The sequence below is a fragment of the Streptomyces davaonensis JCM 4913 genome, assembly GCF_000349325.1.
In the GTDB taxonomy this organism is placed as follows: Bacteria; Actinomycetota; Actinomycetes; order Streptomycetales; family Streptomycetaceae; genus Streptomyces; species Streptomyces davaonensis.
The window spans coordinates 3,010,323-3,033,341 of record NC_020504.1; the positions used below are offsets into that span (position 1 = coordinate 3,010,323).

At 71.3% G+C, this 23,019-nt stretch carries 22 protein-coding genes; 10 read left to right on the top strand and 12 right to left on the bottom strand.

Annotated features, from left to right (window positions below):
- Positions 1-73: 73 nt before the first annotated feature.
- The 4 genes from BN159_RS12910 to miaA form a co-directional block, all read right to left on the bottom strand.
- Positions 74-2,200, bottom strand: coding sequence for a RelA/SpoT family protein (locus BN159_RS12910; protein WP_015657425.1), 2,127 nt, complete (start codon positions 2,198-2,200; stop codon positions 74-76).
- 382 nt (positions 2,201-2,582) lie between these two features.
- Positions 2,583-3,452: a diaminopimelate epimerase gene (dapF, locus tag BN159_RS12915; protein ID WP_015657426.1), complete on the bottom strand. Its 870-nt coding sequence runs from the start codon at positions 3,450-3,452 to the stop codon at positions 2,583-2,585.
- A gap of 113 nt (positions 3,453-3,565) precedes the next feature.
- Complete coding sequence (locus BN159_RS12920) at positions 3,566-4,069, bottom strand: hypothetical protein (protein WP_015657427.1); 504 nt, start codon at positions 4,067-4,069, stop codon at positions 3,566-3,568.
- Positions 4,070-4,177: 108 nt separating this feature from the next.
- Positions 4,178-5,116, bottom strand: coding sequence for a tRNA (adenosine(37)-N6)-dimethylallyltransferase MiaA (miaA, locus tag BN159_RS12925; RefSeq protein WP_015657428.1), 939 nt, complete (start codon positions 5,114-5,116; stop codon positions 4,178-4,180).
- A 183-nt stretch (positions 5,117-5,299) separates the two neighbouring features.
- Here miaA and BN159_RS12930 point away from each other — a divergent pair, with 183 nt between their 5' ends.
- Entirely contained in the window at positions 5,300-5,602 is a 303-nt protein-coding gene (locus tag BN159_RS12930) for a hypothetical protein (RefSeq protein WP_015657429.1), read from the top strand.
- 24 nt (positions 5,603-5,626) lie between these two features.
- Positions 5,627-5,896 carry an antitoxin gene (locus BN159_RS12935; protein ID WP_015657430.1) on the top strand — a complete coding sequence of 90 codons (270 nt, stop codon included), beginning with the start codon at positions 5,627-5,629 and terminating at the stop codon, positions 5,894-5,896.
- A 74-nt stretch (positions 5,897-5,970) separates the two neighbouring features.
- On the opposite strand, the gene BN159_RS12940 is transcribed toward BN159_RS12935, so the two are convergent.
- The 5 genes from BN159_RS12940 to BN159_RS12960 form a co-directional block, all read right to left on the bottom strand.
- Entirely contained in the window at positions 5,971-6,684 is a 714-nt protein-coding gene (locus tag BN159_RS12940) for a class III extradiol dioxygenase subunit B-like domain-containing protein (protein WP_015657431.1), read from the bottom strand.
- Between the two features lie 44 nt (positions 6,685-6,728).
- Positions 6,729-8,246, bottom strand: coding sequence for a tRNA (N6-isopentenyl adenosine(37)-C2)-methylthiotransferase MiaB (gene miaB / locus BN159_RS12945; protein ID WP_015657432.1), 1,518 nt, complete (start codon positions 8,244-8,246; stop codon positions 6,729-6,731).
- A gap of 88 nt (positions 8,247-8,334) precedes the next feature.
- Positions 8,335-10,209 carry a glycoside hydrolase family 5 protein gene (locus tag BN159_RS12950; protein WP_041819187.1) on the bottom strand — a complete coding sequence of 625 codons (1,875 nt, stop codon included), beginning with the start codon at positions 10,207-10,209 and terminating at the stop codon, positions 8,335-8,337.
- A gap of 48 nt (positions 10,210-10,257) precedes the next feature.
- Positions 10,258-10,911 (bottom strand): response regulator, encoded by a 654-nt coding sequence (locus tag BN159_RS12955; protein ID WP_015657434.1) that lies wholly within the window; start codon positions 10,909-10,911, stop codon positions 10,258-10,260.
- Positions 10,911-11,861: a sensor histidine kinase gene (locus BN159_RS12960; protein WP_015657435.1), complete on the bottom strand. Its 951-nt coding sequence runs from the start codon at positions 11,859-11,861 to the stop codon at positions 10,911-10,913. The genes BN159_RS12955 and BN159_RS12960 overlap by 1 nt, the downstream gene beginning before the upstream one ends.
- Before the next feature lie 189 nt (positions 11,862-12,050).
- Between BN159_RS12960 and BN159_RS12965 the strand changes: the two genes are divergently transcribed.
- Together BN159_RS12965 and BN159_RS12970 are read left to right on the top strand one after the other, a co-directional pair.
- Positions 12,051-12,536, top strand: a complete 486-nt coding sequence (locus BN159_RS12965; RefSeq protein WP_041819190.1) for a TrkA C-terminal domain-containing protein — start codon at positions 12,051-12,053, stop codon at positions 12,534-12,536.
- A gap of 4 nt (positions 12,537-12,540) precedes the next feature.
- The gene (locus BN159_RS12970) at positions 12,541-13,743 is read left to right on the top strand and encodes a cation:proton antiporter (protein WP_015657437.1); all 1,203 of its coding nucleotides are present in this window, start codon (positions 12,541-12,543) and stop codon (positions 13,741-13,743) included.
- 47 nt (positions 13,744-13,790) lie between these two features.
- Here the strand turns inward: BN159_RS12970 and BN159_RS12975 are convergent, their stop codons facing one another.
- Complete coding sequence (locus BN159_RS12975; protein ID WP_015657438.1) at positions 13,791-14,192, bottom strand: pyrophosphohydrolase domain-containing protein; 402 nt, start codon at positions 14,190-14,192, stop codon at positions 13,791-13,793.
- A 75-nt stretch (positions 14,193-14,267) separates the two neighbouring features.
- Between BN159_RS12975 and BN159_RS12980 the strand changes: the two genes are divergently transcribed.
- On the top strand, positions 14,268-15,263 hold the full coding sequence (locus BN159_RS12980; RefSeq protein WP_015657439.1) for a TAXI family TRAP transporter solute-binding subunit: 996 nt from the start codon (positions 14,268-14,270) through the stop codon (positions 15,261-15,263).
- Between the two features lie 7 nt (positions 15,264-15,270).
- On the opposite strand, the gene BN159_RS12985 is transcribed toward BN159_RS12980, so the two are convergent.
- On the bottom strand, positions 15,271-16,662 hold the full coding sequence (locus BN159_RS12985; protein ID WP_041819192.1) for a sensor histidine kinase: 1,392 nt from the start codon (positions 16,660-16,662) through the stop codon (positions 15,271-15,273).
- 9 nt (positions 16,663-16,671) lie between these two features.
- On the bottom strand, positions 16,672-17,358 hold the full coding sequence (locus BN159_RS12990) for a response regulator transcription factor (RefSeq protein ID WP_015657441.1): 687 nt from the start codon (positions 17,356-17,358) through the stop codon (positions 16,672-16,674).
- A gap of 299 nt (positions 17,359-17,657) precedes the next feature.
- Here BN159_RS12990 and BN159_RS12995 point away from each other — a divergent pair, with 299 nt between their 5' ends.
- The 5 genes from BN159_RS12995 (at position 17,658) to BN159_RS13015 (ending at position 22,901) form a co-directional block, all read left to right on the top strand.
- The gene (locus BN159_RS12995) at positions 17,658-18,434 is read left to right on the top strand and encodes an amino acid ABC transporter ATP-binding protein (RefSeq protein ID WP_015657442.1); all 777 of its coding nucleotides are present in this window, start codon (positions 17,658-17,660) and stop codon (positions 18,432-18,434) included.
- A 79-nt stretch (positions 18,435-18,513) separates the two neighbouring features.
- Positions 18,514-19,359 (top strand): glutamate ABC transporter substrate-binding protein, encoded by an 846-nt coding sequence (locus tag BN159_RS13000; protein WP_015657443.1) that lies wholly within the window; start codon positions 18,514-18,516, stop codon positions 19,357-19,359.
- A 134-nt stretch (positions 19,360-19,493) separates the two neighbouring features.
- On the top strand, positions 19,494-20,171 hold the full coding sequence (locus tag BN159_RS13005) for an amino acid ABC transporter permease (protein WP_015657444.1): 678 nt from the start codon (positions 19,494-19,496) through the stop codon (positions 20,169-20,171).
- A complete protein-coding gene (locus BN159_RS13010; protein WP_015657445.1) occupies positions 20,168-21,073 on the top strand; it encodes an amino acid ABC transporter permease in 906 nt (301 codons plus the stop codon). The genes BN159_RS13005 and BN159_RS13010 overlap by 4 nt, the downstream gene beginning before the upstream one ends.
- A 199-nt stretch (positions 21,074-21,272) precedes the next feature.
- Positions 21,273-22,901, top strand: a complete 1,629-nt coding sequence (locus BN159_RS13015; RefSeq protein ID WP_015657446.1) for an FAD-dependent monooxygenase — start codon at positions 21,273-21,275, stop codon at positions 22,899-22,901.
- Positions 22,902-23,019 lie beyond the last annotated feature (118 nt).

Below are 23,019 nucleotides of genomic sequence, written 5' to 3' on the forward strand. Positions count from 1 at the left end.
CGGGGCGGCGACGACGCGCGCCCGGCCCACCCGAACGGGGTGGTCGCGCTCTGCTGAGGCAACTCCCGCCGTCCTACGACACGCCAGGCTGTGTCTGCGTCCTGGCCACGTCGTACACCCCGGCCACGTTCCGCATCGCCCGCATCAGGGCGGGCAGGTGGGCTGCGTCCGGGAGTTGGAGGGTGTAGGTGTGCCGGACCCGCTGCTGGGTGGGCGGTTCCACCGTCGCCGAGACGATCTCGGCGCCCTCCAGGGCCATCGCCTCCGTGAGGTCGGCCAGCAGATGCGGGCGGACGAACGATTCCGCTACCAGCGTCACCCGGCACTCGCTGGTGTCGCCCCAGTGGACGGGGATCTCCGGCCGGCCCGTGCTCTTCATGCGGGACACCGCCGCGCACTCCACGCGGTGGACGGTCACCGCGCCCCCGCGTACCGCGAAGCCGGTGATCCCGTCGGGGGGCACCGGTGTGCAGCAGCCTGCCAGCCGTACCGTCGCGTCCGGCTGGTCGACGACGACGTTGGCCGCGGGTCGGGCCGTCGGTGAACCCTCCAGCGACAGTGCCTCCGTCGTGGGGCGGGGAGTGGTGGCGCCGTCCTCCGGGCGCGGGTCCGCGTCCTCCGCGGAGGGGTGTGAGGCCAGCCAGCGCTGGATGGCGATGCGGGCCGCGGGGGTGTGGGCGTGCTCCAGCCACTCCCTGGAGGGCTCGGAGGCAGGGTCCTGGCCCATGAGGAGCTGAACGGTGTCGCCGTCCCTCAGAACCGTGCTCAGGGTCGCCAGACGGCCGTTCACGCGCGCGCCGATGCACGCGTGGGCGTCCTCGCCGTACTGCGCGTAGGCCGCGTCCACGCAGCTCGCGCCCTCGGGCAGGCCGAGGGTGCCGCCGTCGGGGCGGAAGACGGTGATCTCACGGTCCTGGGCGAGGTCCTCGCGGAGGGTGGACCAGAAGGTGTCGGGGTCGGGGGCCGCCTCCTGCCAGTCCAGGAGGCGGGAGAGCCAGCCGGGGCGGGTCGGGTCGGCGCGCTCGCCGTCGACGGGCTCGTCGGAGGAAGGGGCGTAGGGGTTGCCGAGTGCGATCACCCCGGCCTCGGCGACCTTGTGCATCTGGTGGGTGCGGATGAGGACTTCGACGACCTGTCCGTCCTCGCGGGCCACCGCCGTGTGCAGGGACTGGTACAGGTTGAACTTCGGTACGGCGATGAAGTCCTTGAACTCCGAGACGACCGGCGTCATACAGGTGTGCAGCTCGCCCAGGACGCCGTAACAGTCCGCGTCCTCGCCGACCAGCACCAGCAGCCGTCCGAAGTCCGCGCCGCGCAGCCGGCCGCGTTTGCGGGCGACCCGGTGGACGGAGACGAAGTGGCGTGGCCGGATGAGGACTTCGGCCTGGATGTCGGCGTCCCGGAGGACGGTGCGCATCTCGTCGGCGACCTCGGCGAGCGGGTCGTCCGCGCGGGAGGCGTTGTCGACGATCAGCTCCCGCGTGTGCTCGTACTCCTCGGGGTGCAGGATCGCGAAAACCAGGTCCTCCAGCTCGGTCTTGAGCGCCTGGACGCCGAGGCGTTCGGCGAGCGGGATGAGGACGTCGCGGGTCACCTTGGCGATGCGGGCCTGTTTCTCGGGGCGCATCACGCCGAGGGTGCGCATGTTGTGCAGCCGGTCGGCGAGTTTGATCGACATCACGCGGACGTCGCTGCCGGTGGCGACGAGCATCTTGCGGAAGGTCTCGGGCTCGGCGGCGGCGCCGTAGTCGACCTTCTCCAACTTCGTGACGCCGTCGACGAGATAGCGGACCTCGGCGCCGAACTGCTCGCCGACCTGATCGAGCGTCACCTCGGTTTCCTCGACGGTGTCGTGGAGCAGGGAGGCGGTCAAGGTCGTGGTCTCGGCGCCGAGTTCGGCGAGGATGAGGGTCACGGCGAGCGGGTGCGTGATGTACGGCTCGCCGCTCTTGCGCATCTGGCCGCGGTGCGAGGACTCGGCGAGCACATACGCGCGGCGCAGCGGTTCGAGGTCGGCGTCGGGGTGATGGGCGCGGTGGGCCTCGGCGACATGGCCGATGGCGTCGGGCAGCCGGTCACGGGCGGCCGGGCCGAGCAGTGCGGCACGGCCGAGACGGCGCAGGTCGATCCGGGCCCGCCAGCGAGCTGCGGGCCCGGTTACCGGGCCGGGCGTCGCGGGGTTCGTGGCCTCCGCACTCATGGGCACCTCCGGCTGCGTGGACCGGCGGACGGGGTGCCCCATGGCGGACACGGCTCAGGGGACTGGCAACGGTCCCCCGTCCGGGCCGGTGCTTGATGCTACCGAGCCCATCACGCGCGGCTGACCGCCTCTCGCCGAGCGTGAAACGGATCACCCATTCGAGCGAAGGTTCGCAGGTTTACGGTTTCGAACCCCGCGACCTGCGGCCGACCGGGGATTCGATCCTCGACCGGGTGGCCGCGGAAGACAAGCCTCCGCAGACCGGGCACCCGTCACACCGATACCAAGTCGTTGCCCAGGCTCAACGGGCCGCCGCCAACCGTTCGGCCTGCTCGCCCGGCTGAGCGGGCGGGGTGCCAATGGGTCGGCGTCGCTGCCCGGCTCAGCCCGCGAGGGTCGTCAGCCAGGTCGCGTCGAACTCGCCCTCGGCGACGATCACCGCGGGGCCGGTCATCTCGATCTCGCCGTCGGGGAGCTCGGTGATCACCAGGGTGCCGCCGGGGACGTCGACGGTGTACGTCGACGGAGTGCCGGTGACCGCCGGGTCGGCGCCGTCGCGGCGGGCCGTGGCGACGGCGACGGCGCACGCGCCCGTGCCGCAGGAGCGGGTCTCCCCCGCGCCGCGCTCGTGCACGCGCAGGGCGACGTGCCGGGGCCCGCGGTCGACGACGAACTCGACGTTCACACCGTCCGGGTAGGCCGAGGCCGGGCTGAACGGCGGCGGCTCGTACAGGTTCCCGGCGTGTGCGAGGTCCGCCACGAAGGCCACCGCGTGCGGATTGCCCATGTTCACGTTCCGCGCGGGCCAGCTTCGCTCGCCGACGCTCACCGTGACGTCGCCCTCGGGCAGGCGCGCCTTGCCCATGCCGACGGTGACGTCGCCGTTCTTGGCGAGGTGCACGCGCTTGACGCCCCCGCGCGTGGCGATCGCGAGGTCTCCCTCGGTGGCGTGTCCCGCGCGCTGGAGGTAGCGGGCGAAGACGCGGACGCCGTTGCCGCACATCTCCGCGATCGAGCCGTCGCCGTTGCGGTAATCCATGAACCACTCCGCCTCGGCCGCCATGTCCTTGGCCTCGGGGTGCGCGGCGGACCGCACGACGTGCAGCAGTCCGTCCCCGCCGATGCCCGCGCGCCGGTCGCACAGCGCGGCGACAGCGGACGGGGGCAGGTCGATGGCGTTCTCGGGGTCCGGGACGATCACGAAGTCGTTCTCGGTGCCGTGACCCTTGAGGAAGGCGATCCGCGTGCTCATGCCTCGATCGTACGGTGCCGCACCGACAGCCACAGAAGCGGAGCCGACGGCTCAGGCAGCGACGTAAGGGAAGCCGACCGCTCGGTCAGGCACCCGGGAGCCGCGTCGACTGCTCAGCGCAGCCGCGCCACGCGCCACACCGCGAGCACGACCACCGCGGCCACGACCACGATGTACGCCAGTACCACCCGCCAGTCCGGGCGCCGCCCGGAGCCCCGCTGGGGCAGGCCGGGCCACGTGTAACCCACGCGGCGGGCCGCCATCATTCCCCAGCCGGCCGCGCACGAGCAGATCAGCAGGCCCAGCATGGCGATCACGGCGCCGCTGTCGCCGAAGTCGAAGGCCAGCGGGAAGGCGAACATCAGGGAGCCGACCGCGGCCAGGGCCACGATGGGGGCGAGCTGCCAGATGCGCAGCCTGCGCTGCGGGCGCAGCTCGACCTCGACCTCGGGGCCCCCGGCGAACATCTCCTCCGGTTCGGGCCCGTCGTCGGTCACGCCGTCCGGTGCCTCGTCGGGACCGTCCGGGCTCAGACGGTCGCCGTCCCGCTCCGGTTCGCCCCGGTCACCGGTGACGGATTCGGTGCCTTGTGCGGTGTCGCGAGGGCCGGCCTCCATCGCCACGCGCCCTCCCAACTCGGACTCCACTTGGTCGATCGAAGCTCGATGATGGCACGGCGTCGGAGGCCGAGATGACGGCCGGAGCGTCCCGATGCCATGACGTGATCAGGCTGTAACCGGTCGTTCGACCAACGCCAGTGCGAGGTGCGGAAGTTCTGTGAGATCCGCCGCAGCCCCACTCAGCCAGTGCACCCGCGGATCGCGCCTGAACCATGAATCCTGACGGCGCGCGAAGCGTTTGGTGGCACGTACGGTCTCGGCGCGGGCCTCCGTCATGGTGCACTCCCCGGCGAGCGCCGCGAGCACCTGCTGGTAGCCGAGCGCGCGCGAGGCCGTACGCCCCTCGCGCAACCCCTGCGCCTCCAGTGCGCGCACTTCCTCGACGAGCCCCGCGTCCCACATCCGGTCGACCCGGCGGGTGATGCGGTCGTCGAGTTCGGGGCGGGTGACGTCGACGCCGATCTGCACGGTGTCGTAGACCGAGTCATGGCCCGGCAGGTTGGCCGTGAAGGGCTGGCCGGTGATCTCGATCACCTCGAGGGCGCGGACGATACGGCGGCCGTTGCTGGGCAGGATCGCGTGCGCGGCGTCCGGGTCGGCGGCGGCGAGCCGGGCGTGCAGGGCGCCCGAGCCGCGCAGGGTGAGTTCGTCCTCCAGGCGGGCGCGGACCTCGGGGTCGGTGCCGGGGAACTCCAGGTTGTCGACGGCACCGCGGACGTACAGGCCGGAGCCGCCGACGAGGATCGGCCAGCGTCCCTCGGCGAGCAGCGCGTCGATCCGCTCGCGGGCGAGCCGCTGGTACTCGGCGACGGACGCGGTGACGGTGATGTCCCAGATGTCCAGCAGATGATGGGGGACGCCGTCCCGTTCCTCGGGCGTCAGCTTGGCGGTGCCGATGTCCATCCCGCGGTAGAGCTGCATGGAGTCGGCGTTGACGACCTCGCCGCCGAGCTGTCGGGCCAGGAAGACGCCCAGATCGGACTTTCCGGCCGCGGTGGGACCGACGACGGCGATGACGCGGGGGGCGGAGGGTGCGCTGCTCACTGCCCCAGTCTCGCAAACCTCACGGGGTGGCCTCGAACGAGTTACGTGACGGCCCGCGCCCGACGTCGTTGCCGTTTGCGTGGTGCGCGCCGCCGGTCTGCGAGAGGCGGCGATCCGGGCGACGCAAACGGACGCACCGGACGACGCGGGATTTCGCCCGCACGAGTAACGTATGGAGTTGATATGGGCGTTTTGGCACGGCTTTTCCGGAGGTCCAAGACGACGCAGGAGGCGTCGACCGACGAGGCTCAGGCCGGCACCGAGGCCGCCGGGTCCGAGGCGGGAGAGACGGCTCAGGCGGAAGAGGCCACTGAGGCGAAGGGTTCGGCCGAGGCCAAGGCCGCGGACGAGACGACGGCTACGGCCACGGCCACGGCCACGGCCACGGCCACGAAGGCCGTCGACAGCGAGGGCGTCGAGATCCCCAAGCAGCAGTCCGCCGACGAGGCGGCCGACCGTGAGGCCGGCGAGGGCGCCCGCACCTGAACATCCCGCGTGGGAAGGCGAACGATGGGTCTCCTGAACAATCTGAAGGCCAAGCTCGGCCCGGCCAAGGGCAAGGTGTCCGACCTCGCCCAGCAGCACGGGGGCAAGATCCAGCACGGTCTGGACAAGGCTGCCAAGGTCGTCGACGAGAAGACCAAGGGCAAGTACAGCGACAAGATCCAGACGGGCACGGGCAAGGCCAAGGGCGCCATGGACCGACTCGCGCACAAGGACGACGGAACGGGCGGCGGGACGGGCACGGGCGGAGACACCACCCCGCCTCCGGCTTCCTGAACCGACGGCACACCGACGGACGGTCGCGGAGCAACCCGCTCCCCGGCCGTCCGCCGTCGTTCCGGGGACGGCCGCTACGACCAGGTCGCGACCACGTACCCGACGCCGTACGGCGCGCTCTCGTACAGCAGCGCGCCGGACAGCCCGGCGTCCTCGGCGGCGCCCGCGAGCACCTGCCAGGGCGCCCGGCCGGACGCCTTCAGTTCCCGCGCCAGTTGGGTGTCCATCGTCTTGAGCGCGGCCACGTCCGCCGCGCCCAGCGCCCGCGCGACGGCCGTGTCGAAGGGCTCCGCGCGCTCGTCTAGGTAGCCGGGTGCCTTGAGCGTGCGGCAGACGCTGGCGTCGCCCATCACCAGCATCGCCACGCGTTCGGGGCCCGCGGCGATTTCCCTTCCGACTTCGATACACCGCTCGGCGTCCAGGGGTTCCCCCACCCCGAGTCCCTCGATCGGGGCGTCGGCCCACCCCGTCCGCTCCAGCAGCCATGCGGCGACCGCCAGCGAGGACGGCAGTTCCCGCGCGGTGTCGTCCGCCTGCTCCGTCCCCAGCCGTACGTCGACCTCGACGCCGAAGCCGCGGAAGGAGCCCCGCGCCCCCTCCGGATGCGCCCCGTGCCCCTCCTGCCCCGCGGGCCCGACGACCACCAGCCGGTCGGGCCGGGCGGCGGCGAGTACGCCGAGCGCGTCCGCGCACGCCGCGCGGGCAGCGTCCAGTTCGGGCGCGGCACCCGCGGCGACCTCGGGCACGAGCAGCGGTGGGCAGGGGCAGACAGCGGCGGCGACAAGCATGATCGGCAGCGTAACCCCGCACGACCGCGCACGTCAGTCGACGCTCAGTCGACGGCACAGCCTCCGGTGACCACCGGCAGCGGCTCCGGAACGCCGACCGTCGGCAGCCCCAGCATCACGCCCGCCGACTTGGCGGCCTGCTCGGCGTTCCGCTTCTCCCAGGCGTCACCCGCGCGCGTGCGGCGCACATCGAGGACCGCGCCCTCCGCGAGGAGGTGGTGGGGAGCGGCGTAGGTGATCTCGACCGTGACCACGTCGCCGGGGCGGACCTCCTGGTCGGGCTTGGTGAAGTGGACCAGGCGGTTGTCGGGGGCGCGGCCGGAGAGGCGGTGGGTGGCGCCGTCCTTGCGGCCCTCGCCCTCGGCGACCATCAGCTCCAGGGTGCGGCCGACCTGCTTCTTGTTCTCCTCCCAGGAGATCTCCTCCTGAAGGGCGACGAGACGCTCGTAGCGCGCCTGGACGACCTCCTTGGGGATCTGGTCGTCCATGGTCGCGGCCGGGGTTCCGGGGCGCTTGGAGTACTGGAAGGTGAAGGCCTGGGTGAAGCGGGCCTCGCGGACGACGTGCATCGTCTGCTCGAAGTCCTCCTCGGTCTCGCCGGGGAAGCCCACGATGATGTCGGTGGTGATCGCGGCGTGCGGGATGGCCGCGCGGACCTTCTCGATGATCCCCAGGTAGCGCTCCGAGCGGTACGAGCGGCGCATCGCCTTCAGGACCGTGTCCGAGCCGGACTGGAGCGGCATGTGGAGCTGCGGCATCACGTTCGGCGTCTCGGCCATCGCCGCGATCACGTCGTCCGTGAAGTCACGCGGGTGCGGGGAGGTGAAGCGGACGCGCTCCAGGCCCTCGATGGACCCGCAGGCCCGCAGCAGCTTGCTGAACGCCTCGCGGTCGCCGATGTCGGAGCCGTAGGCGTTGACGTTCTGGCCGAGCAGCGTGATCTCGGAGACGCCCTCGCCGACCAGGGCCTCGATCTCGGCGAGGATGTCGCCGGTGCGACGGTCCTTCTCCTTGCCGCGCAGGGCCGGGACGATGCAGAAGGTGCAGGTGTTGTTGCAGCCGACGGAGATCGACACCCACGCCGCGTACGCGCTCTCGCGCCGGGTCGGCAGCGTGGAGGGGAACGCCTCCAGGGACTCGGCGATCTCGACCTGCGCCTCCTCCTGCACGCGGGCGCGCTCCAGCAGGACGGGCAGTTTGCCGATGTTGTGCGTGCCGAAGACGACGTCCACCCAGGGCGCCTTCTTCACGATGGTGTCGCGGTCCTTCTGCGCGAGGCAGCCGCCCACCGCGATCTGCATCCCGGGACGCGACGCCTTCTTCGGCGCGAGCCGCCCGAGGTTGCCGTAGAGCCGGTTGTCGGCGTTCTCGCGGACGGCGCAGGTGTTGAAGACGACGACGTCGGCGTCGCCGTCGGCGCCCTCGGGGGCACGGACGTAACCGGCGTCCTCCAGCAGCCCGGACAATCGCTCGGAGTCGTGGACGTTCATCTGGCACCCGTAGGTGCGCACCTCATACGTTCGCTTGACGTCCACGGTGTGGCTCCGGTCGATGCTGCTCATGCCCTCAAGGGTAAGGGCGCGCCGGGAGCACCCCTCCCGGTCGCCGTTTTATCCGCACTCCGGGGACTCACCCGGAACCGTCCGCCGGTCACACCCGACGGCAGTACAGCGCGTCCGGCGTCCGTCCCGAGCCCACTCGGCCCGTGTACGCGATGCCGGCCGCGTACTCGTCGTCCGCGCACTGCCCCTTGTAGTGGCCGTACGCGAAGTCCCCGCCCTTGGGTGACGCCCCGCGGTTGTCGCCCCGGTCGAACCAGACCGTACGGCCGCCGGTGGCGCCGACCAGGGCAGCCGAGCACAGCGCGGCCGAGACCGCGGCGCCCCGGACGCTGTAGCCGGTGAGCACGAAGCCGTCCGGGCACTGGAGTTTGGTGTAGCCGGACGCCCAGTCCTGGCCCGGCCGGACGTGCCGTTCGTCGACGACCACCTCGTACGCCCCTGTCGTCCCCGACGACAGGCCAACGTCCGAGCAGAGCCCGCGGTTCCCGGTGTGGCTGAGCCCCGACAGACGCTGTCCGTCCGGGCAGACGGCCTTGCGGGCGCCGGGGTCCCAGTCGGGCCGGGCCCGCATCCGCCGGGAGGCGATGAAGTCGCCGTGGTCGGGGCTGAGCATGGACCAGTCGGCCACGGGTGCCACCTGTCCGGTCCGCCCCTGTGCCGACGTCAGCCGGGTCCAGGCGGCGGAGCGCCAGTCGTCGCCGTCGTGGACGCCCATCCGGTTGCCCGCCGCGTCCCAGTGCAGGAGCGCCCAGCCGTTGCCCGTGCGGCCCTCGTGCCAGCCGACGAGGGGCCAGTACGCGAAGTCCGCGTCCATGCGGATGAGGTGGTCGACGAAGTTCTCGAACCAGGCGCGCTGCCTGGCGCCGGTCTCCTCGCGGCCCCCGACGCCGAACTCGCTGATCCAGACGGGGGCGGTGAAGTGCTGGTCCGGTTCGGAGGCGACGTAGAATGCCTGGCGGTTCAGGACCGAGATCAGTTCGCTCGGGCTCAGGTCGCGATAGCGGGGGTCGGTGGTCTCGCCGGTCCCGGTGGCGCCGCTGTGGTTGGGGCCCGTGTAGTCGTAGAAGTGGGCGGAGTACACGAGCTTGCCGGAGTCGACGAGGGTGTGCGAGAGGCGGCGCACGGGCTCCAGGGTGGGGCGCTCGTGGGCGAAGCCGTCGATGGGGATGCCGGTCCAGTTGATGCCCTCGACGATGATCAGCAGGTCCGGGTTGGCCTCCAGCAGCAGCCGGTCGGCGACCCGCTGCGAGGCCGCGAACCAGTCGTGGTCGTTGCCCCAGCCCCAGTTGGGGTCGTCCCAGATGTTCCGGCGGACCTCGTTGTAGAGGTCGGCGCCGACGACCCGTTTGTTGTCCTTGTAGCGGTTCGCCATGAAGAGCCAGTCGGTCTCCCAGGCGGCTGTGGACTGACTGGCGTTCCAGCGCTCGTTGCCGTCGACTCCGCAGCACCAGCGGGTGGTGTTGGTGTGGTTGTTGAGGATGACGGCGAGTCCGGCGGCGGTCAGTTCGCGGACCACCACGTCGTAGACCTGGAGCGGGGTCTTGCCGCGCAGTGACGGGTTGGCGGCCACGGCGTCGTCGGTGACGGGGCGGGAGTCGCGGATCATCTCGTTGGAGAAGGGCAGCCGGATGCTGTTGATGCCGATCTCGCGGAACCCGGCGATGATCTCGTCCATGGGGGCACGGTCCAGGCCGAGCGGGATACGGCCGGAGTTCTCGCCCGCGTGATGGTTGGCGTCGTCCTCGGTGCTGCCCGAGCCGTTCCACGTGCCGCTGGCGCCGTGCCAGTTGCCCGAGCGCAGCTTGAACCGGTCGCCGTCCGCGTCGACGATCCAGCGGCCCCGGGTGCTGAGCGGGCCCGTCCAGTCCGCCTCGTCGGCCGCCCGCGCGGGGACGGACGTCAAAGGCACGAGGAGCAGTACGGCGACCAGGGCCGCCCTGAGGAAGCTCATCCGTGTTGTCATGGCAGCGTCATGATGACGCGGCGGCCCGGCTTAGTCCATACCTGCGCCTCAGGGCTCGATGAGCCCCGCGCGTATGGCATACCGGGTCAGTTCCAGCCGGTCCCGCACGCCCAGCTTCTGGAGCAGGTTGGCCCGGTGCCGCTCGACCGTCTTGGCGCTGATGAAGAGCAGCTCACCGATCTCCTTCGAGGTGTGCCCCTCGGCGACCAGCTTGAGGATCTCCTCCTCCCGCTCGGTCACCGGCCGCTCGGGCAGCCGGTCACCCCCGTGCAGCCGCTCCAGGTAGGAGCGCACCAGAGCCCGCTCGGCCCCGGGGTAGATGAACGGTTCGTCGCGTACGGCGGCCCGGCACGCCTCGACCAGATCGCGGTCGGCGACGGACTTGAGCACATAGCCGCCCGCGCCCGCCTTCAGCGCCTCGAAGAAGTACTGCTCGTTGTCGTACATGGTCAGGATCAGGATCCGCAGGTCCGGCAGCCGGCGGGAGAGTTCCCGGGCCGCCTGGAGGCCGGTCATCCGCGGCATGGCGATGTCCAGCACCGCGAGATCCACCTCCCCCGCGCGGGCCAGCGCGACCGCCTCGGCACCGTCGGAGGCCTCGGCGACGACCTCCAGATCCGGCTCGCCGTCCAGGATGAGCCGCACGCCACGGCGGACCAGGGTGTGGTCGTCGGCGAGCAGGACACGTATCGGCGTGGTCATCAGCGGCCGCTCCCGGTCGCGGCCGGCACCCGCAGCCGTACCTCCGTGCCGCCCCCGGGCCCCGGCCGCACCGACAGCTCCGCCCCCACCAGCAGCGCCCGCTCCCGCATCCCGCGGATTCCGGCGCCCTCCGGGGCGGCGCCGAGTCCCTTGCCGTTGTCGCGTACGACGAGTTCGACTCCGTGGGACACGGGCTCGAGGCTGATCTCCGCGCGGTCGGCGGCCGCGTGCCGGGCGGTGTTGGTCAGGCCCTCCTGGGCGACCCGGTAGAGCACGAGTTCGGACTCCTCGGTGAGCGGGGGCAGTTCGGCAGGGAGCTGAGGGCGTACCGACAGGCCGTGCGTGGTGAACTCGCCGGCCAGTGAGCGCAGGGCGCTGACCAGGCCGAGTTCCTCCAGGACGCCGGGGCGCAGCCGGCGGGCGATGCGCCGGATCTCGTCGAGCCCCGCGCGGGTGGCCTCCTGCGCCTGGGCCACCTCCTCGCGCAGCCCCTCGGGCGCCCGGTCGGCGACCCGCTTGAGCTGGAGCAGCACGGCGGTCAGGGTCTGGCCGACCTCGTCGTGCAGCTCCCGCGCGATGCGGTGCCGCTCCCGCTCCTGTGCCGACAACGCGCGGGCGGCCCCGGCGGCCCGCTCGCTCTGGAGCCGGTCGAGCATCGTGTTGTACGTCGTGATCAGCTCGGTCGCCTCGGCCGGACCGGCGACCACCGCGCGGGCGCCGGGGCGCAGCAGGTCGGCGTCGGCCATGGCGCGGCCGAGACGCTGGAGCGGGGCGAGCCCGAGGCGCAGCACGACGGCGTTGCCGACCAGCAGCAGCGCGAGGCCCACGACCACGACGAGCGCCTCGGCGGGCAGCACGGGGGTCGAGACGGTGACCGGGCCCAGCAGCAGCGCCGTGGCCACGACCAGGCCGACGGCGTTGAGCGAGAAGATCCGCCAGAACAGGGACACGGGCGCGTTCCGACTCCTTCCGGCTCTCCAGGGCACCGCCCCCACCAGCCTCGCCGCTCGAGTCTCCTCGCGTATATCCGTGCCAACACCCATATCGCCACCGTACGGGCGGATGGAAGCATGCGGACGGCTGCCCTGCCCCGCAGGGCGGCCCTTGAGCCGCATCGATCCATGGAGGGGAAGAGAAACGTGTCTGCACCACGTCTGAGGGCGACACCGCTGCCCGGCATCGGGGTCCAGTACGACCTCGTGACACGGGAACACCGCCATCTGTCCGTGGTGGCACACCGGGACGGGGGCCGCACGGTGAACGTCTACCGGACCGACGATCCCGACTCCTGCCTTCAGTCCCTGCGGCTGACCGGATCGGAGGCGGACTCGCTGATCGACGCGCTGAAGCCGTCGCACCACAGCGCGAGCCTGCTGTACACGACCGATCTGGGCCTGGTGGCCGAGCGGATCGAGGTGGCCGCGACCTCGCGCTGGAACGGGCGGCTGCTGGGCGACACCCGGATGCGCACCGAGACGGGCGCCTCCGTGGTGGCGGTGCTGCGCCGGGCCGAGGCGATCCCCTCACCGGCGCCGGACTTCCGGCTGATGGGCGGTGACACTCTGATCGTCATCGGCACCCGCGAGGGCGTGGACTCCGCCGCGTCGATACTCGGGCGGGAGTGAGTCGGTGCATTCCGCCATCCTGCTGATCGAGTTCGGCTCGATCATCCTCGGCCTGGGTCTGCTCGGCCGGGTGGCCGCCCGTTTCCGGCTCTCGCCGATCCCGCTGTATCTGCTCGCCGGGCTGGCGTTCGGCAAGGGCGGGCTGCTGCCGCTCGGGGCGAGCGAGGAGTTCGTCGCGGCGGGCGCGGAGATCGGCGTCATCCTGCTGCTGCTGATGCTCGGCCTGGAGTACACGGCCGGCGATCTGGTCACCAACCTCAAGTCCCACTACCCGGCGGGCCTGGTCGACGGCGCGCTCAACGCCCTGCCCGGGGCGGCGACCGCCCTGCTGCTCGGCTGGGGTCCCGTCGCGGCCGTCGTGCTGGCCGGCGTCACCTGGATCTCGTCGTCCGGCGTCATCGCGAAGGTCCTGGGCGACCTGGGCCGGGTGGGCAACCGCGAGACACCGGTCATCCTCAGCGTCCTGGTCCTGGAGGACCTGGCGATGGCGGTGTACCTGCCGATCGTGACCGCCCTGGTCGCCGGGGCGGGCCTGGTCACGGGCAGCATCACGCTGGCGATCGCCCTCGGCTCGGCGGGCCTCGTCCTGTTCGCCGCGGTCCGCTACGGCCGCGTCATCTCCCGCTTCGTCTCCAGCGACGACCCCGAGAAGCTGCTGCTGGTGGTGCTCGGCCTGACCATCCTGGTCGCCGGTGTCGCCCAGCAGCTCCAGGTGTCCGCCGCGGTGGGCGCCTTCCTGGTGGGCATCGCGCTGTCGGGGGAGGTCGCCGAGGGCGCGCACACGCTGCTCAGCCCCTTGCGGGACCTGTTCGCCGCGGTGTTCTTCGTCTTCTTCGGGCTGCACACCGACCCGGCGAGCATCCCGCCGGTCCTGCTGCCCGCGCTCGCGCTGGCGATCGTGACCGCCGGGACGAAGATCGCCACGGGCTACTGGGCCGCGCGCCGGGCGGGCATCTCGGAGAAGGGCCGCTGGCGAACGGGCGGGGCGCTGGTGGCCCGCGGCGAGTTCTCCATCGTCATCGCGGGCCTGGCGGTCGGCGCGGGCATCGAACCGTCGTCCCTGGGCCCCCTCGCGACCGCTTACGTCCTCATCCTCGTCATCGTGGGCCCCCTCACAGCACGCTTCACGGAGCCGGTGGCGATGTGGTGGACGGGACGCCGGAAGACGGAGCCACGGGAGGCGGCGGAGGAGGCGGCGCCCCTTTAGGAGTCCTTCAGGAGGCCCTCAGGGGGCATGCAGAAGGCTCGGAGCCTTCAGGACCCCTCGCCCCACCCCTGCCGCCGCAGCACCTCCGCCACGTCCGGGGCCTGGTAGTGCTCCCCCTTGAGGACCTTGCCGTCGGCCCGGCGGGCCACGTGTCCGTCGGGCCCCAGCTTGGTCATGTTGGAGCGGTGCACCTCGGCGATCACCGCGTCGAGGTCGATCCCGTGGACGAGAGCCGTGCCGTACGCGACGTACACCACGTCCGCCAGTTCGTGCGCCAGCTTGTCCAGCGGTCCCGTCACGGCGACCTCGGCGACCTCCGCCGCCTCCTCCGCGAGCAACTCGCCCCGGTGCGCGGCCATTTCCGGCGCGACCTCGGTCGGCGTACTGCGGGCGTCGAGCCCGAAGGCATGGTGGAAGGCACGGACCAGATCTGCGGGCGAGGAGCTCATACGGCGACCCTATCGGCCGGGCTCCGGGCCGCCGCCCCTGGTCAGCGGGGCGTACCGCCTGGCAGGATCGCCCGCATGTCCACGCTGTTCCCCCGTATCGGCAGGCGCCGGGCCCTCCAGGGCGCGGGCGCCGCCTTCGTCGCCCTCGGGCTGCTGCTGTGGTGGCTGCTGCCCCTGGGCGAGGAGCCGCCGAGCGGGACGATCACGTTCAGCACGGGCACCCAGGCGGGCGTCTACCACGAGTACGGCGAGCGGCTGCGCGCCGAGCTCGCGAGGGACATGCCCGATCTGAAGGTGGAGCTCCAGCCCAGCGCCGGCTCGCAGCAGAACGTCCAGCGGGTGGCCACCGGCGAGGCCGACTTCACCATCGCCGCCGCCGACGCGGTGGAGACCTACGAACTCGCCGACGGCCCCGGCGCCGACCGGCTGCGCGGGGTGGCACGGCTGTACGACGACTATGTGCAGCTCGTCGTCCCGCCGGACTCCGACATCGACTCCGTGAAGGACCTGCGCGGCAAGCGGGTCGCCATAGGGCTGCCCGACTCGGGCGTCCGGCTGATCGCCACCCGGGTGCTGGAGGCGGCCGGGATCGACCCGGAGAAGGACATCACACCCCGCTCGGACGGCATCGACACCGGGCCCGGGCTGCTGGGGCACGGCCTCGACGCGTTCTTCTGGTCCGGCGGACTGCCCACGCGCGGGCTGACGGAGATCGCGGAGACCTCCACGTTCCGGTTCGTGCCGATCGACGAGGACCTGGTCGCCAAGGTGCACGCCCAGGGCGGCGCCACCCGCTACTACCGGGCCACCAACATGCCGGAGTCGGCCTACCGGACCATCCAGAACGGGTCCACCGTGGCGACGATGGCCGTGGCCAACGTGCTGGTGACCCGCAAGGACCTGGATCCCCGGCTCACCGAGTGGCTGACCCGCACCGTCCTGGACAGCCGCGACGGCATCGGCGCGCACGTCCACTCCGCCCAGCTGGTCGACGTACGCACCGCGATCTACACCGACCCGCTCCCGCTGCACGAGGGAGCCCGGCGCTACTACCGCTCGGTCAAGCCGTAACAGCGGTTCAGGCCGCCGACCCGCCCCGCGGCACCCGTACCGTCACCTTCAGGCCGTGCGGTTCGTGATGGGCGTACGCGATGGTCCCGCCGCCCGCCGAGAGCAGGGCCCGGGAGATGGACAGGCCGAGGCCGGAGCCGTTGATGTTCTGGTGGCGGCCGCTGCGCCAGAAGCGGTCGCCGATGCGGACGAGCTCCTCGTCGGTCAGTCCGGGGCCGAGGTCGGTCACGACGACGGTGGCGGTGTCGCCGTTGGAGGCGACGGTCACCTCCACACGCTGGTCCTCGGGCGTGAACTTCACGGCGTTGTCGATCACCGCGTCCAGCGCGGACGACAGGGCCACCGGATCGACCCACGCGGTCGTCGCCGGGCACTCCCCGGCCAGCGTCACGCCCTTGGCCTCGGCCGTGGGCGACCAGGCCGCGACCCGCTCGGCGGTCAGCGCGCCGATGTCGATGAGCCGGAGTTCGGCCGCGGTGTGCTCGGCCAGCGCCAGGTCCAGCAGGTCGTCCAGCACCTGGGCCAGGCGCTTGCCCTCGGTCCGGACCGAGGCGATCTCCTCATTGCCCTCGGGCAGTTCGAGGGCGAGCAGCTCGATGCGCAGCAGCAGCGCGGACAGGGGGTTGCGCAGCTGGTGCGAGGCGTCGGCGACGAAGGCCCGCTGCTGCTCCAGCACGTCCTCGACGTTGTCCGCCATCTCGTTGAACGACCGGGCCAGGCGCCGGAGTTCCGGGGGCCCGCCGGCCGCCGCGACCCTGGACTTCAGGCGACCGCTCGCAATGGCGTGCGTGGTGGCGTCCAGGATGCGCACGGGCCGCAGCACCCAGCCGGTGAGCCGCAGGGCCGCACCGACGGCCAGCAGCATCGCGGCGAACTCGCCCGCGGCGATGACCAGCCAGCCGTACAGGATCCGCGAGCGCATGTCCCCGGTGGGCGAGTCGGTGACGACGACCGCGACGACGTCGCCGTCCCGTACGACCGGCGAGGCGACGACGAGTCGGCCCCGCTGCCAGGGCCACACCTGCTCCGGGTCGTGGCTGCGCCGGCTGAGCAGCGCCTCCTCGAAGGCCTCGCGCACCTCGCCCGTCTCGGGCAGGAACCAGGTCTCCGGCGCGTTGGCCAGCGGGGTGTCCCCCGGCAGGAAGACGCCCGCGCGGATGCCGTAGACGCCGTAGTAGCTCTCCAGGGCGTGGCTGAGGTTGCGGCCCTCGTCGCGGTGGCCCTGGGAGGTGTCCATCACGGAGCGAGTGATGGCCGCGAAGTACGCCGTGTCGTCGATCCGGTCGACGACGACCTTCTGCTGCTGGGCGGCGGCCAGGCTGACGGCGAGCGGGACCCCGAGCGCCAACAGCACGGCCGCCATCAGGACGATGAGCAGCGGGAGGAGTCGAGTGCGCACCCGTACCCGCTAGACGGCCGGGGCGACGAGCCGGTAGCCGACCCCGCGCACGGTCTCGATCAGGGCCGGCATCCGCAGCTTGGCGCGCAGGGAGGCGACATGGACCTCCAGGGTGCGTCCGGTCCCCTCCCAGCTGGTCCGCCACACCTCGCTGATGATCTGCTCCCGCCGGAAGACCACGCCGGGCCGCTGCGCGAGCAGCGCCAGCAGGTCGAACTCCTTGCGGGTCAGCTGGACGACCGAGCCGTCCACACTGACCTGCCGGGTCGGCAGCTCGATGTGCACCGAGCCCAGCCGCAGCACGGTGTCCCCCGCGGCCGCCGGGTCCTCGTGGACGCTGCGCCGGCTGACGGCGTGAATCCGGGCGAGCAGTTCGCCGGTGTCGTACGGCTTGACCACGTAGTCGTCGGCGCCGAGGTTGAGGCCGTGGATGCGGGAGCGCACGTCGGAGCGGGCGGTCACCATGATCACGGGGGTGCTGGTGCGCTTGCGGATCTTGCCGCAGACCTCGTAGCCGTCCTGGTCGGGCAGGCCCAGGTCGAGCAGGACGACACCGAATCCGGCGCCCTCCGGGACCAGCGCCTGGAGCGCCTCCTCGCCGCTGCGGGCATGGGTGACGTCGAAGCCGTGCCGCGCCAGAACAGCGGACAGGGCGGCGGCGACATGGTTGTCGTCCTCGACGAGGAGCAGTCTCATCCCGTCCCCCTCCTGTTCATCGGCCGTACGGGTTGATCATCGAGCGTGATCCGTAAATGCTTCGGCACGCGCGCGCGTGCACATGGCAGTCACGCTGATTGACGCTGACGCCGTCAAGTGGGTTCCGGTTGCGCGGGGCTTGTCGTTATCCACCCGGTACGCGCCCAGGTCGCAAGTGCTACGACACGTGTCCGATTGCTATCGGATCGTGATGCTCAAATTCCCCTCAGGACTAATGACGCAGGTCGGATACGGTTATTAGTGTCCTCCGAAACCGAGGAGGACGGAGCCTGAGAGCGATGACCGAAGTATCGGTGGCCAAGGAAGATGTGGCCGCGACCGGCGACCTGGTCGTCCTGAAGAGTGTCAACAAGCATTTCGGCGCGTTGCACGTGCTCCAGGACATCGACCTGACGATCGCCCGCGGCGAAGTCGTCGTGGTCATCGGACCCTCCGGGTCCGGGAAGTCCACCCTGTGCCGCACCATCAACCGCCTGGAGACGATCGACTCGGGGACGATCGTCATCGACGGAAAGCCGCTGCCCGCCGAGGGCAAGGAGCTGGCCCGGCTCCGTGCCGACGTCGGCATGGTCTTCCAGTCGTTCAATCTCTTCGCACACAAGACGGTGCTGGAGAACGTGATGCTGGGCCAGATCAAGGTCCGCAAGGCCGACAAGAAGAAGGCCGAGGAGAAGGCCCGCGCCCTGCTGGACCGGGTGGGTGTGGCCAGCCAGGCGGACAAGTACCCCGCCCAGCTCTCCGGCGGCCAGCAGCAGCGTGTGGCCATCGCGCGGGCCCTGGCGATGGACCCGAAGGTCATGCTCTTCGACGAGCCGACCTCCGCCCTCGACCCGGAAATGATCAACGAGGTGCTGGAGGTCATGCAGCAGCTCGCCCGCGACGGCATGACCATGATCGTCGTCACCCATGAGATGGGCTTCGCTCGTTCGGCCGCCAATCGAGTGGTGTTCATGGCGGACGGTCGAATCGTCGAAGAGGCTGTGCCGGACCAGTTCTTCAGCAACCCGCGCAGCGACCGTGCCAAGGACTTCCTGTCCAAGATCCTGCACCACTGACGACGCATCGACGTCTCGACGACCCTGCGTCACCCGCACTGACGGCTCGCCTCTCTTCACCAGACAAAGGATGTTCACCATGAAGCTCCGCAAGGTCACCGCCGCGGCCGCCGCTGCGCTCGTCCTCTCCCTGACCGCGACGGCCTGTGGCGGCGACGACGACAGCGACAGCGCCGACACGGGCTCCGGCGGCGGCGACAAGATCAAGGTCGGCATCAAGTACGACCAGCCCGGTCTCGGTCTCAAGGAGCCCGACGGTTCCTTCTCCGGCTTCGACGTCGACGTAGCCACCTTCGTGGCGGGCGAACTCGGCTACGAGCCCAACCAGATCGAGTTCATCGAGACCAAGAGCGCGGACCGCGAGAACGCGCTCGCCCGTGGCGACGTCGACTTCATCGCCGCCACCTACTCCATCACCGACGAGCGCAAGGAGAAGGTCGACTTCGCCGGCCCGTACCTGCTGGCCCACCAGGACCTGCTGGTCAAGGCGGACTCGGACATCGCCGAGGGCACCGACCTCAACGGCAAGAAGCTCTGCTCGGTCACCGGCTCGACCTCGGCGCAGAACGTCAAGGACGAGATCGCCCCCGACGCCCAGCTCAAGGAGTACGGCACGTACTCGGAGTGCATCGCCGGCCTCCAGAGCGGTGCCGTCGACGCGGTCACCACCGACGACTCGATCCTCGCGGGCTTCGCCGCGCAGGACCAGTACAAGGGCCAGTTCAAGCTCGCGGGCCTGAAGCTGAGCAACGAGAACTACGGCGTCGGCGTCAAGAAGGGCGACACCGAGACCGTGAACAAGATCAACGACGCGCTGGAGAAGATGGTCGCCGACGGCGCCTGGGAGACGGCCGTCAAGGAGAACTTCGGTCCGGCCGACTACAAGTACGAGCAGGCCCCGAAGATCGGGAACATCGTTCAGTAACGCGGACTTCCGCAGCCGCGCCGCCGCCGTCGGCCTGACCCTCACGACGGCGGCGCGGCACGTCAGTACGGCGGCGGCCCGACACGACCGCCCCGTACGTCACGTACGCCACCCACCCGGAAGCGCGGGAGATCGTGTTCGACTTTCTTTCTGACTATGACGACCCGAGTCTGCTGGGCGCCTTCTGGGTGACGATCCAGCTCACCATTTTCTCGGGCATCGGTTCCCTGATCTGGGGAACCCTGCTGGCGGCCATGCGGGTCAGCCCCGTTCCGCTGATGCGCGGCTTCGGCACCGCCTATGTGAACATCGTCCGGAACATCCCCCTGACCGTCATCATCGTCTTCACCTCGCTCGGCCTCGCCGACATCTTCGGGATGACGATGGGCGCGCCCGACGACTTCGAGGCCCAGGGCTTCCGCCTCGCGATCCTCGGTCTGGTCGCGTACACGGCCGCCTTCGTGTGCGAGGCGCTGCGCTCCGGCATCAACACCGTGCCCGTGGGGCAGGCCGAGGCGGCCCGCGCCATCGGGCTGAGCTTCAGCCAGGTGCTCCGGCTGATCGTCCTGCCGCAGGCGTTCCGCTCGGTCATCGGCCCGCTCGCCAACGTCCTGATCGCCCTCACCAAGAACACCACGGTGGCGGCCACGATCGGCGTGGCCGAGGCGGCGCTGCTGATGAAGGAAATGATCGAGAACGAGGCCCAGACGCTGCTCATCGGCGCGATCTTCGCCTTCGGTTTCGTGGTATTGACCCTGCCCACCGGCCTGTTCCTCGGCTGGCTGAGCAAGCGACTGGCGGTGAAGCGGTGACCTCGGTTCTGTACGACGCCCCCGGCCCGAGGGCCAAGCGGCGCAATCTGATCTTCTCGATCGTCTTCTTCGTCCTGCTCGCCCTGCTGGCGTGGTGGGTCTGGCAGGTGATGGACGACAAGGGCCAGTTGAAGTGGTCCCTGTGGGAGCCGTTCACCCAGTCCGAGGCGTGGACGACGTATCTGCTGCCCGGTCTCGGCGACACCCTCAAGGCAGCGGCGCTCGCGATGATCATCGCGCTGCCGCTGGGCGCCTTCTTCGGGATCTCCCGCATGTCGGACCACCGCTGGGTGCGGATGCCGGCGGGCGCCGTGGTCGAGTTCTTCCGGGCCATCCCGGTGCTGCTGCTGATGCTCTTCGCCAACGAGTTCTACGCCCGCTACACGGACGTCAGCAGCGCGGAGCGGCCCCTCTACGCGGTCGTCACCGGTCTGGTGCTCTACAACTCCTCGGTCCTCGCCGAGATCGTCCGCGCGGGCATCCTCGCCCTGCCCAGGGGGCAGACGGAGGCCGCCCAGGCGATCGGTCTGCGCAAGGGCCAGACGATGTCCACGATCCTGTTGCCGCAGGCGGTCACGGCGATGCTCCCGGCCATCGTCAGCCAGTTGGTCGTCATCGTGAAGGACACCGCGCTGGGCGGCGTGATGCTCGGCTTCACCGAGCTGCTCAACGCCCGCGGCACGCTCGCGGCGAACTACGCCAACGTCATCCCCAGCTTCATCGTGGTGGCGGTCATCTTCATTGTCCTGAACTTCATCCTGACCAGCTTCGCGAGCTGGCTGGAGGGCAGGCTGCGGCGCAGCAAGCGGAGCACGGGCGCGGTGCTCGGCGCCGAGGACGTCGACGAGCTCAACGCCGCGGAGATCGGCACCCCCGGGACCGGCAAGGGCGACATCGTCTGACACGCAGTCAAGTGACCTGAGTGACACGCCGCGTATGGCGTGAACGACACGGAGGCAGTGGCATGATCGCCACTGCCTTCGGTCACTTGACGCAAGCACCGGCAATGGGTTGCATACGTTCTGTGATCGTGCACCCTGCTCAAACCTCCTGTTCACACACGTCCCTCGGGACACCGCCGCGGGCAGGGGGCACCACGCCGTGGACCCGGTGATCATCGTCGGAGCGGGGCCCGTCGGGCTCACGCTCGCCCTGGCGCTGGCGCGTCAGGAGGTGCCGTCCGTCGTCCTCGACGAGGGGTCCGGCAGGGACGAACCCCGCCTCGCGCGCACCGTCGTCCTGCGCGAGGACACCGCCGCCCTGCTGGAGCGGCTCACCGGGCTGCCGGTCGCCGAGGCGGGCTGCCGCTGGGCCGGATGGCGGTCGATGCGGCGCAGGCAGGTGATGCGCCAGGTGTCCTTCGACGACCCGGCGGTGCGCGAGGGTGACTCCCCCGGCACCGCCGCCCCCGTGCACATCGCCCAGCACGTCCTGACCGGCGCCCTGCGCGCGGCGCTCGCGAGCGAGCGGCTGGTGCGGATCGCGGTGGACAGCCGGCTCGACGGCATCGAGCAGGAGCCCTCGGGCGTCAGCGCGCACACCAAAGGCCCCAACGGCACCTGGTGGCGGGGCAGTTACCTGATCGGCTGCGACGGTCCCCGCTCCACCGTGCGCAAGCTCCAGGACATCCGCTTCCCCGGCCGTACGGCGGTCGAACGGCACGCGGTCGCCGCGCTGCGCACCGAACTCCCCTGGCCCGACGAGGCGTTGCTGCACCGGATGCCGCCCTGGCGGACCTCGGGCCCCTCGGCCGGCGAGATCACCGCGCGCCCGCTGCCGGGCGGCGCCTGGCGTCTTGACTGGCTGCTCCCGCCGGGCAAGGACCTGGTCACACCCGAACTGCTGGTGTCCCGCGTCCGGGAGACCCTCGCGGGCTGGACAGGTGGCCCGACACCGCCGTACGAACTCCTCGACACCGGGGTTCACACCGTGCACCACCGGCTGGCGCGGCGCTGGCGGGCCGGGCGGGTGTTTCTCGCCGGGGACGCCGCGCATCTGCTCGGGGCGCTCGGCACCCAGGGGCTCGACGAGGGGCTCAGGGACGCCGACAACCTCGCCTGGAAGCTGGCGCTGGCCTGGCATCACGGGCCGCGTGAGGCGCTGCTCGACAGCTACCAGACGGAGCGGCGCGCGATCGTCGCCGCCCGGCTGCGCGCCGCCGACCAGGCGCTGCCGCTGGTGCGCGGCGGCGGAGGGCTGCGCTCGTACGTGCCCGGCTCCGCCCGCGGCCATGACGCGCTGCTCGCGGAGGGCCATCTGGGGCGCGGGACGCTCGGCGCGCCGGGGGCGTACGCCGATTCGCCGCTCGCGCCCCGGCATCTGGAGGGCGAGGTGTCCCTGGACGCGGCCGTGGGCGCACCGGTCACCGATGTGCGGGTGACCGCGGAGGACGGCTCGTTCGTCCGGCTGCGGGAGCGGCTGGGCCGGGGCGCGCTGCTGGTGCTGCTGATCGCGCCGGGCACGGGCGTGTGGGACCGCAAGCACTGGGTGACCGCCGGGATCATGCCCCGGCTCGCGGCGGCCGTGGCGGCCCTGCCGCATCCGGCGGAGCTGCTGGTCGCCGAGAGCTACCCGGGGGCCGCGGCACACTCGGTCCTGCTGATCCGGCCCGACGGCCACCTGGTCACGGCGCTGAGCGGGGTGCGCCCGGCCGATCTGTACGCGGCAGCGGAGGCGGCACTGGGCGGGCCGGTGGAGTCGGGGGCGGAGGCGACGGCGGGGACGCGCTGAGACGCCTTCCCCGGCCAGGGAGGGTGTCCGGGGCACCCACCGTCCACATGCTGACGGCGAGTTGACCGGTCCACACCGGCATGGTCTACTCCGCATCGTGACGGACACCTGTGTGCAC

Excerpts from the sequence above, each read along its gene's own strand:
- BN159_RS12910 (WP_015657425.1), bottom strand. The coding sequence starts at position 2,200 with ATGAGTGCGGAGGCCACGAACCCCGCGACGCCCGGCCCGGTAACCGGG.
- dapF (WP_015657426.1), bottom strand. The coding sequence starts at position 3,452 with ATGAGCACGCGGATCGCCTTCCTCAAGGGTCACGGCACCGAGAACGAC.
- BN159_RS12920 (WP_015657427.1), bottom strand. The coding sequence starts at position 4,069 with ATGGAGGCCGGCCCTCGCGACACCGCACAAGGCACCGAATCCGTCACC.
- BN159_RS12930 (WP_015657429.1), top strand. The coding sequence starts at position 5,300 with ATGGGCGTTTTGGCACGGCTTTTCCGGAGGTCCAAGACGACGCAGGAG.
- BN159_RS12935 (WP_015657430.1), top strand. The coding sequence starts at position 5,627 with ATGGGTCTCCTGAACAATCTGAAGGCCAAGCTCGGCCCGGCCAAGGGC.
- BN159_RS12940 (WP_015657431.1), bottom strand. The coding sequence starts at position 6,684 with ATGCTTGTCGCCGCCGCTGTCTGCCCCTGCCCACCGCTGCTCGTGCCC.
- miaB (WP_015657432.1), bottom strand. The coding sequence starts at position 8,246 with ATGAGCAGCATCGACCGGAGCCACACCGTGGACGTCAAGCGAACGTAT.
- BN159_RS12950 (WP_041819187.1), bottom strand. The coding sequence starts at position 10,209 with ATGACAACACGGATGAGCTTCCTCAGGGCGGCCCTGGTCGCCGTACTG.
- BN159_RS12955 (WP_015657434.1), bottom strand. The coding sequence starts at position 10,911 with ATGACCACGCCGATACGTGTCCTGCTCGCCGACGACCACACCCTGGTC.
- BN159_RS12975 (WP_015657438.1), bottom strand. The coding sequence starts at position 14,192 with ATGAGCTCCTCGCCCGCAGATCTGGTCCGTGCCTTCCACCATGCCTTC.
- BN159_RS12980 (WP_015657439.1), top strand. The coding sequence starts at position 14,268 with ATGTCCACGCTGTTCCCCCGTATCGGCAGGCGCCGGGCCCTCCAGGGC.
- BN159_RS12990 (WP_015657441.1), bottom strand. The coding sequence starts at position 17,358 with ATGAGACTGCTCCTCGTCGAGGACGACAACCATGTCGCCGCCGCCCTG.
- BN159_RS12995 (WP_015657442.1), top strand. The coding sequence starts at position 17,658 with ATGACCGAAGTATCGGTGGCCAAGGAAGATGTGGCCGCGACCGGCGAC.
- BN159_RS13000 (WP_015657443.1), top strand. The coding sequence starts at position 18,514 with ATGAAGCTCCGCAAGGTCACCGCCGCGGCCGCCGCTGCGCTCGTCCTC.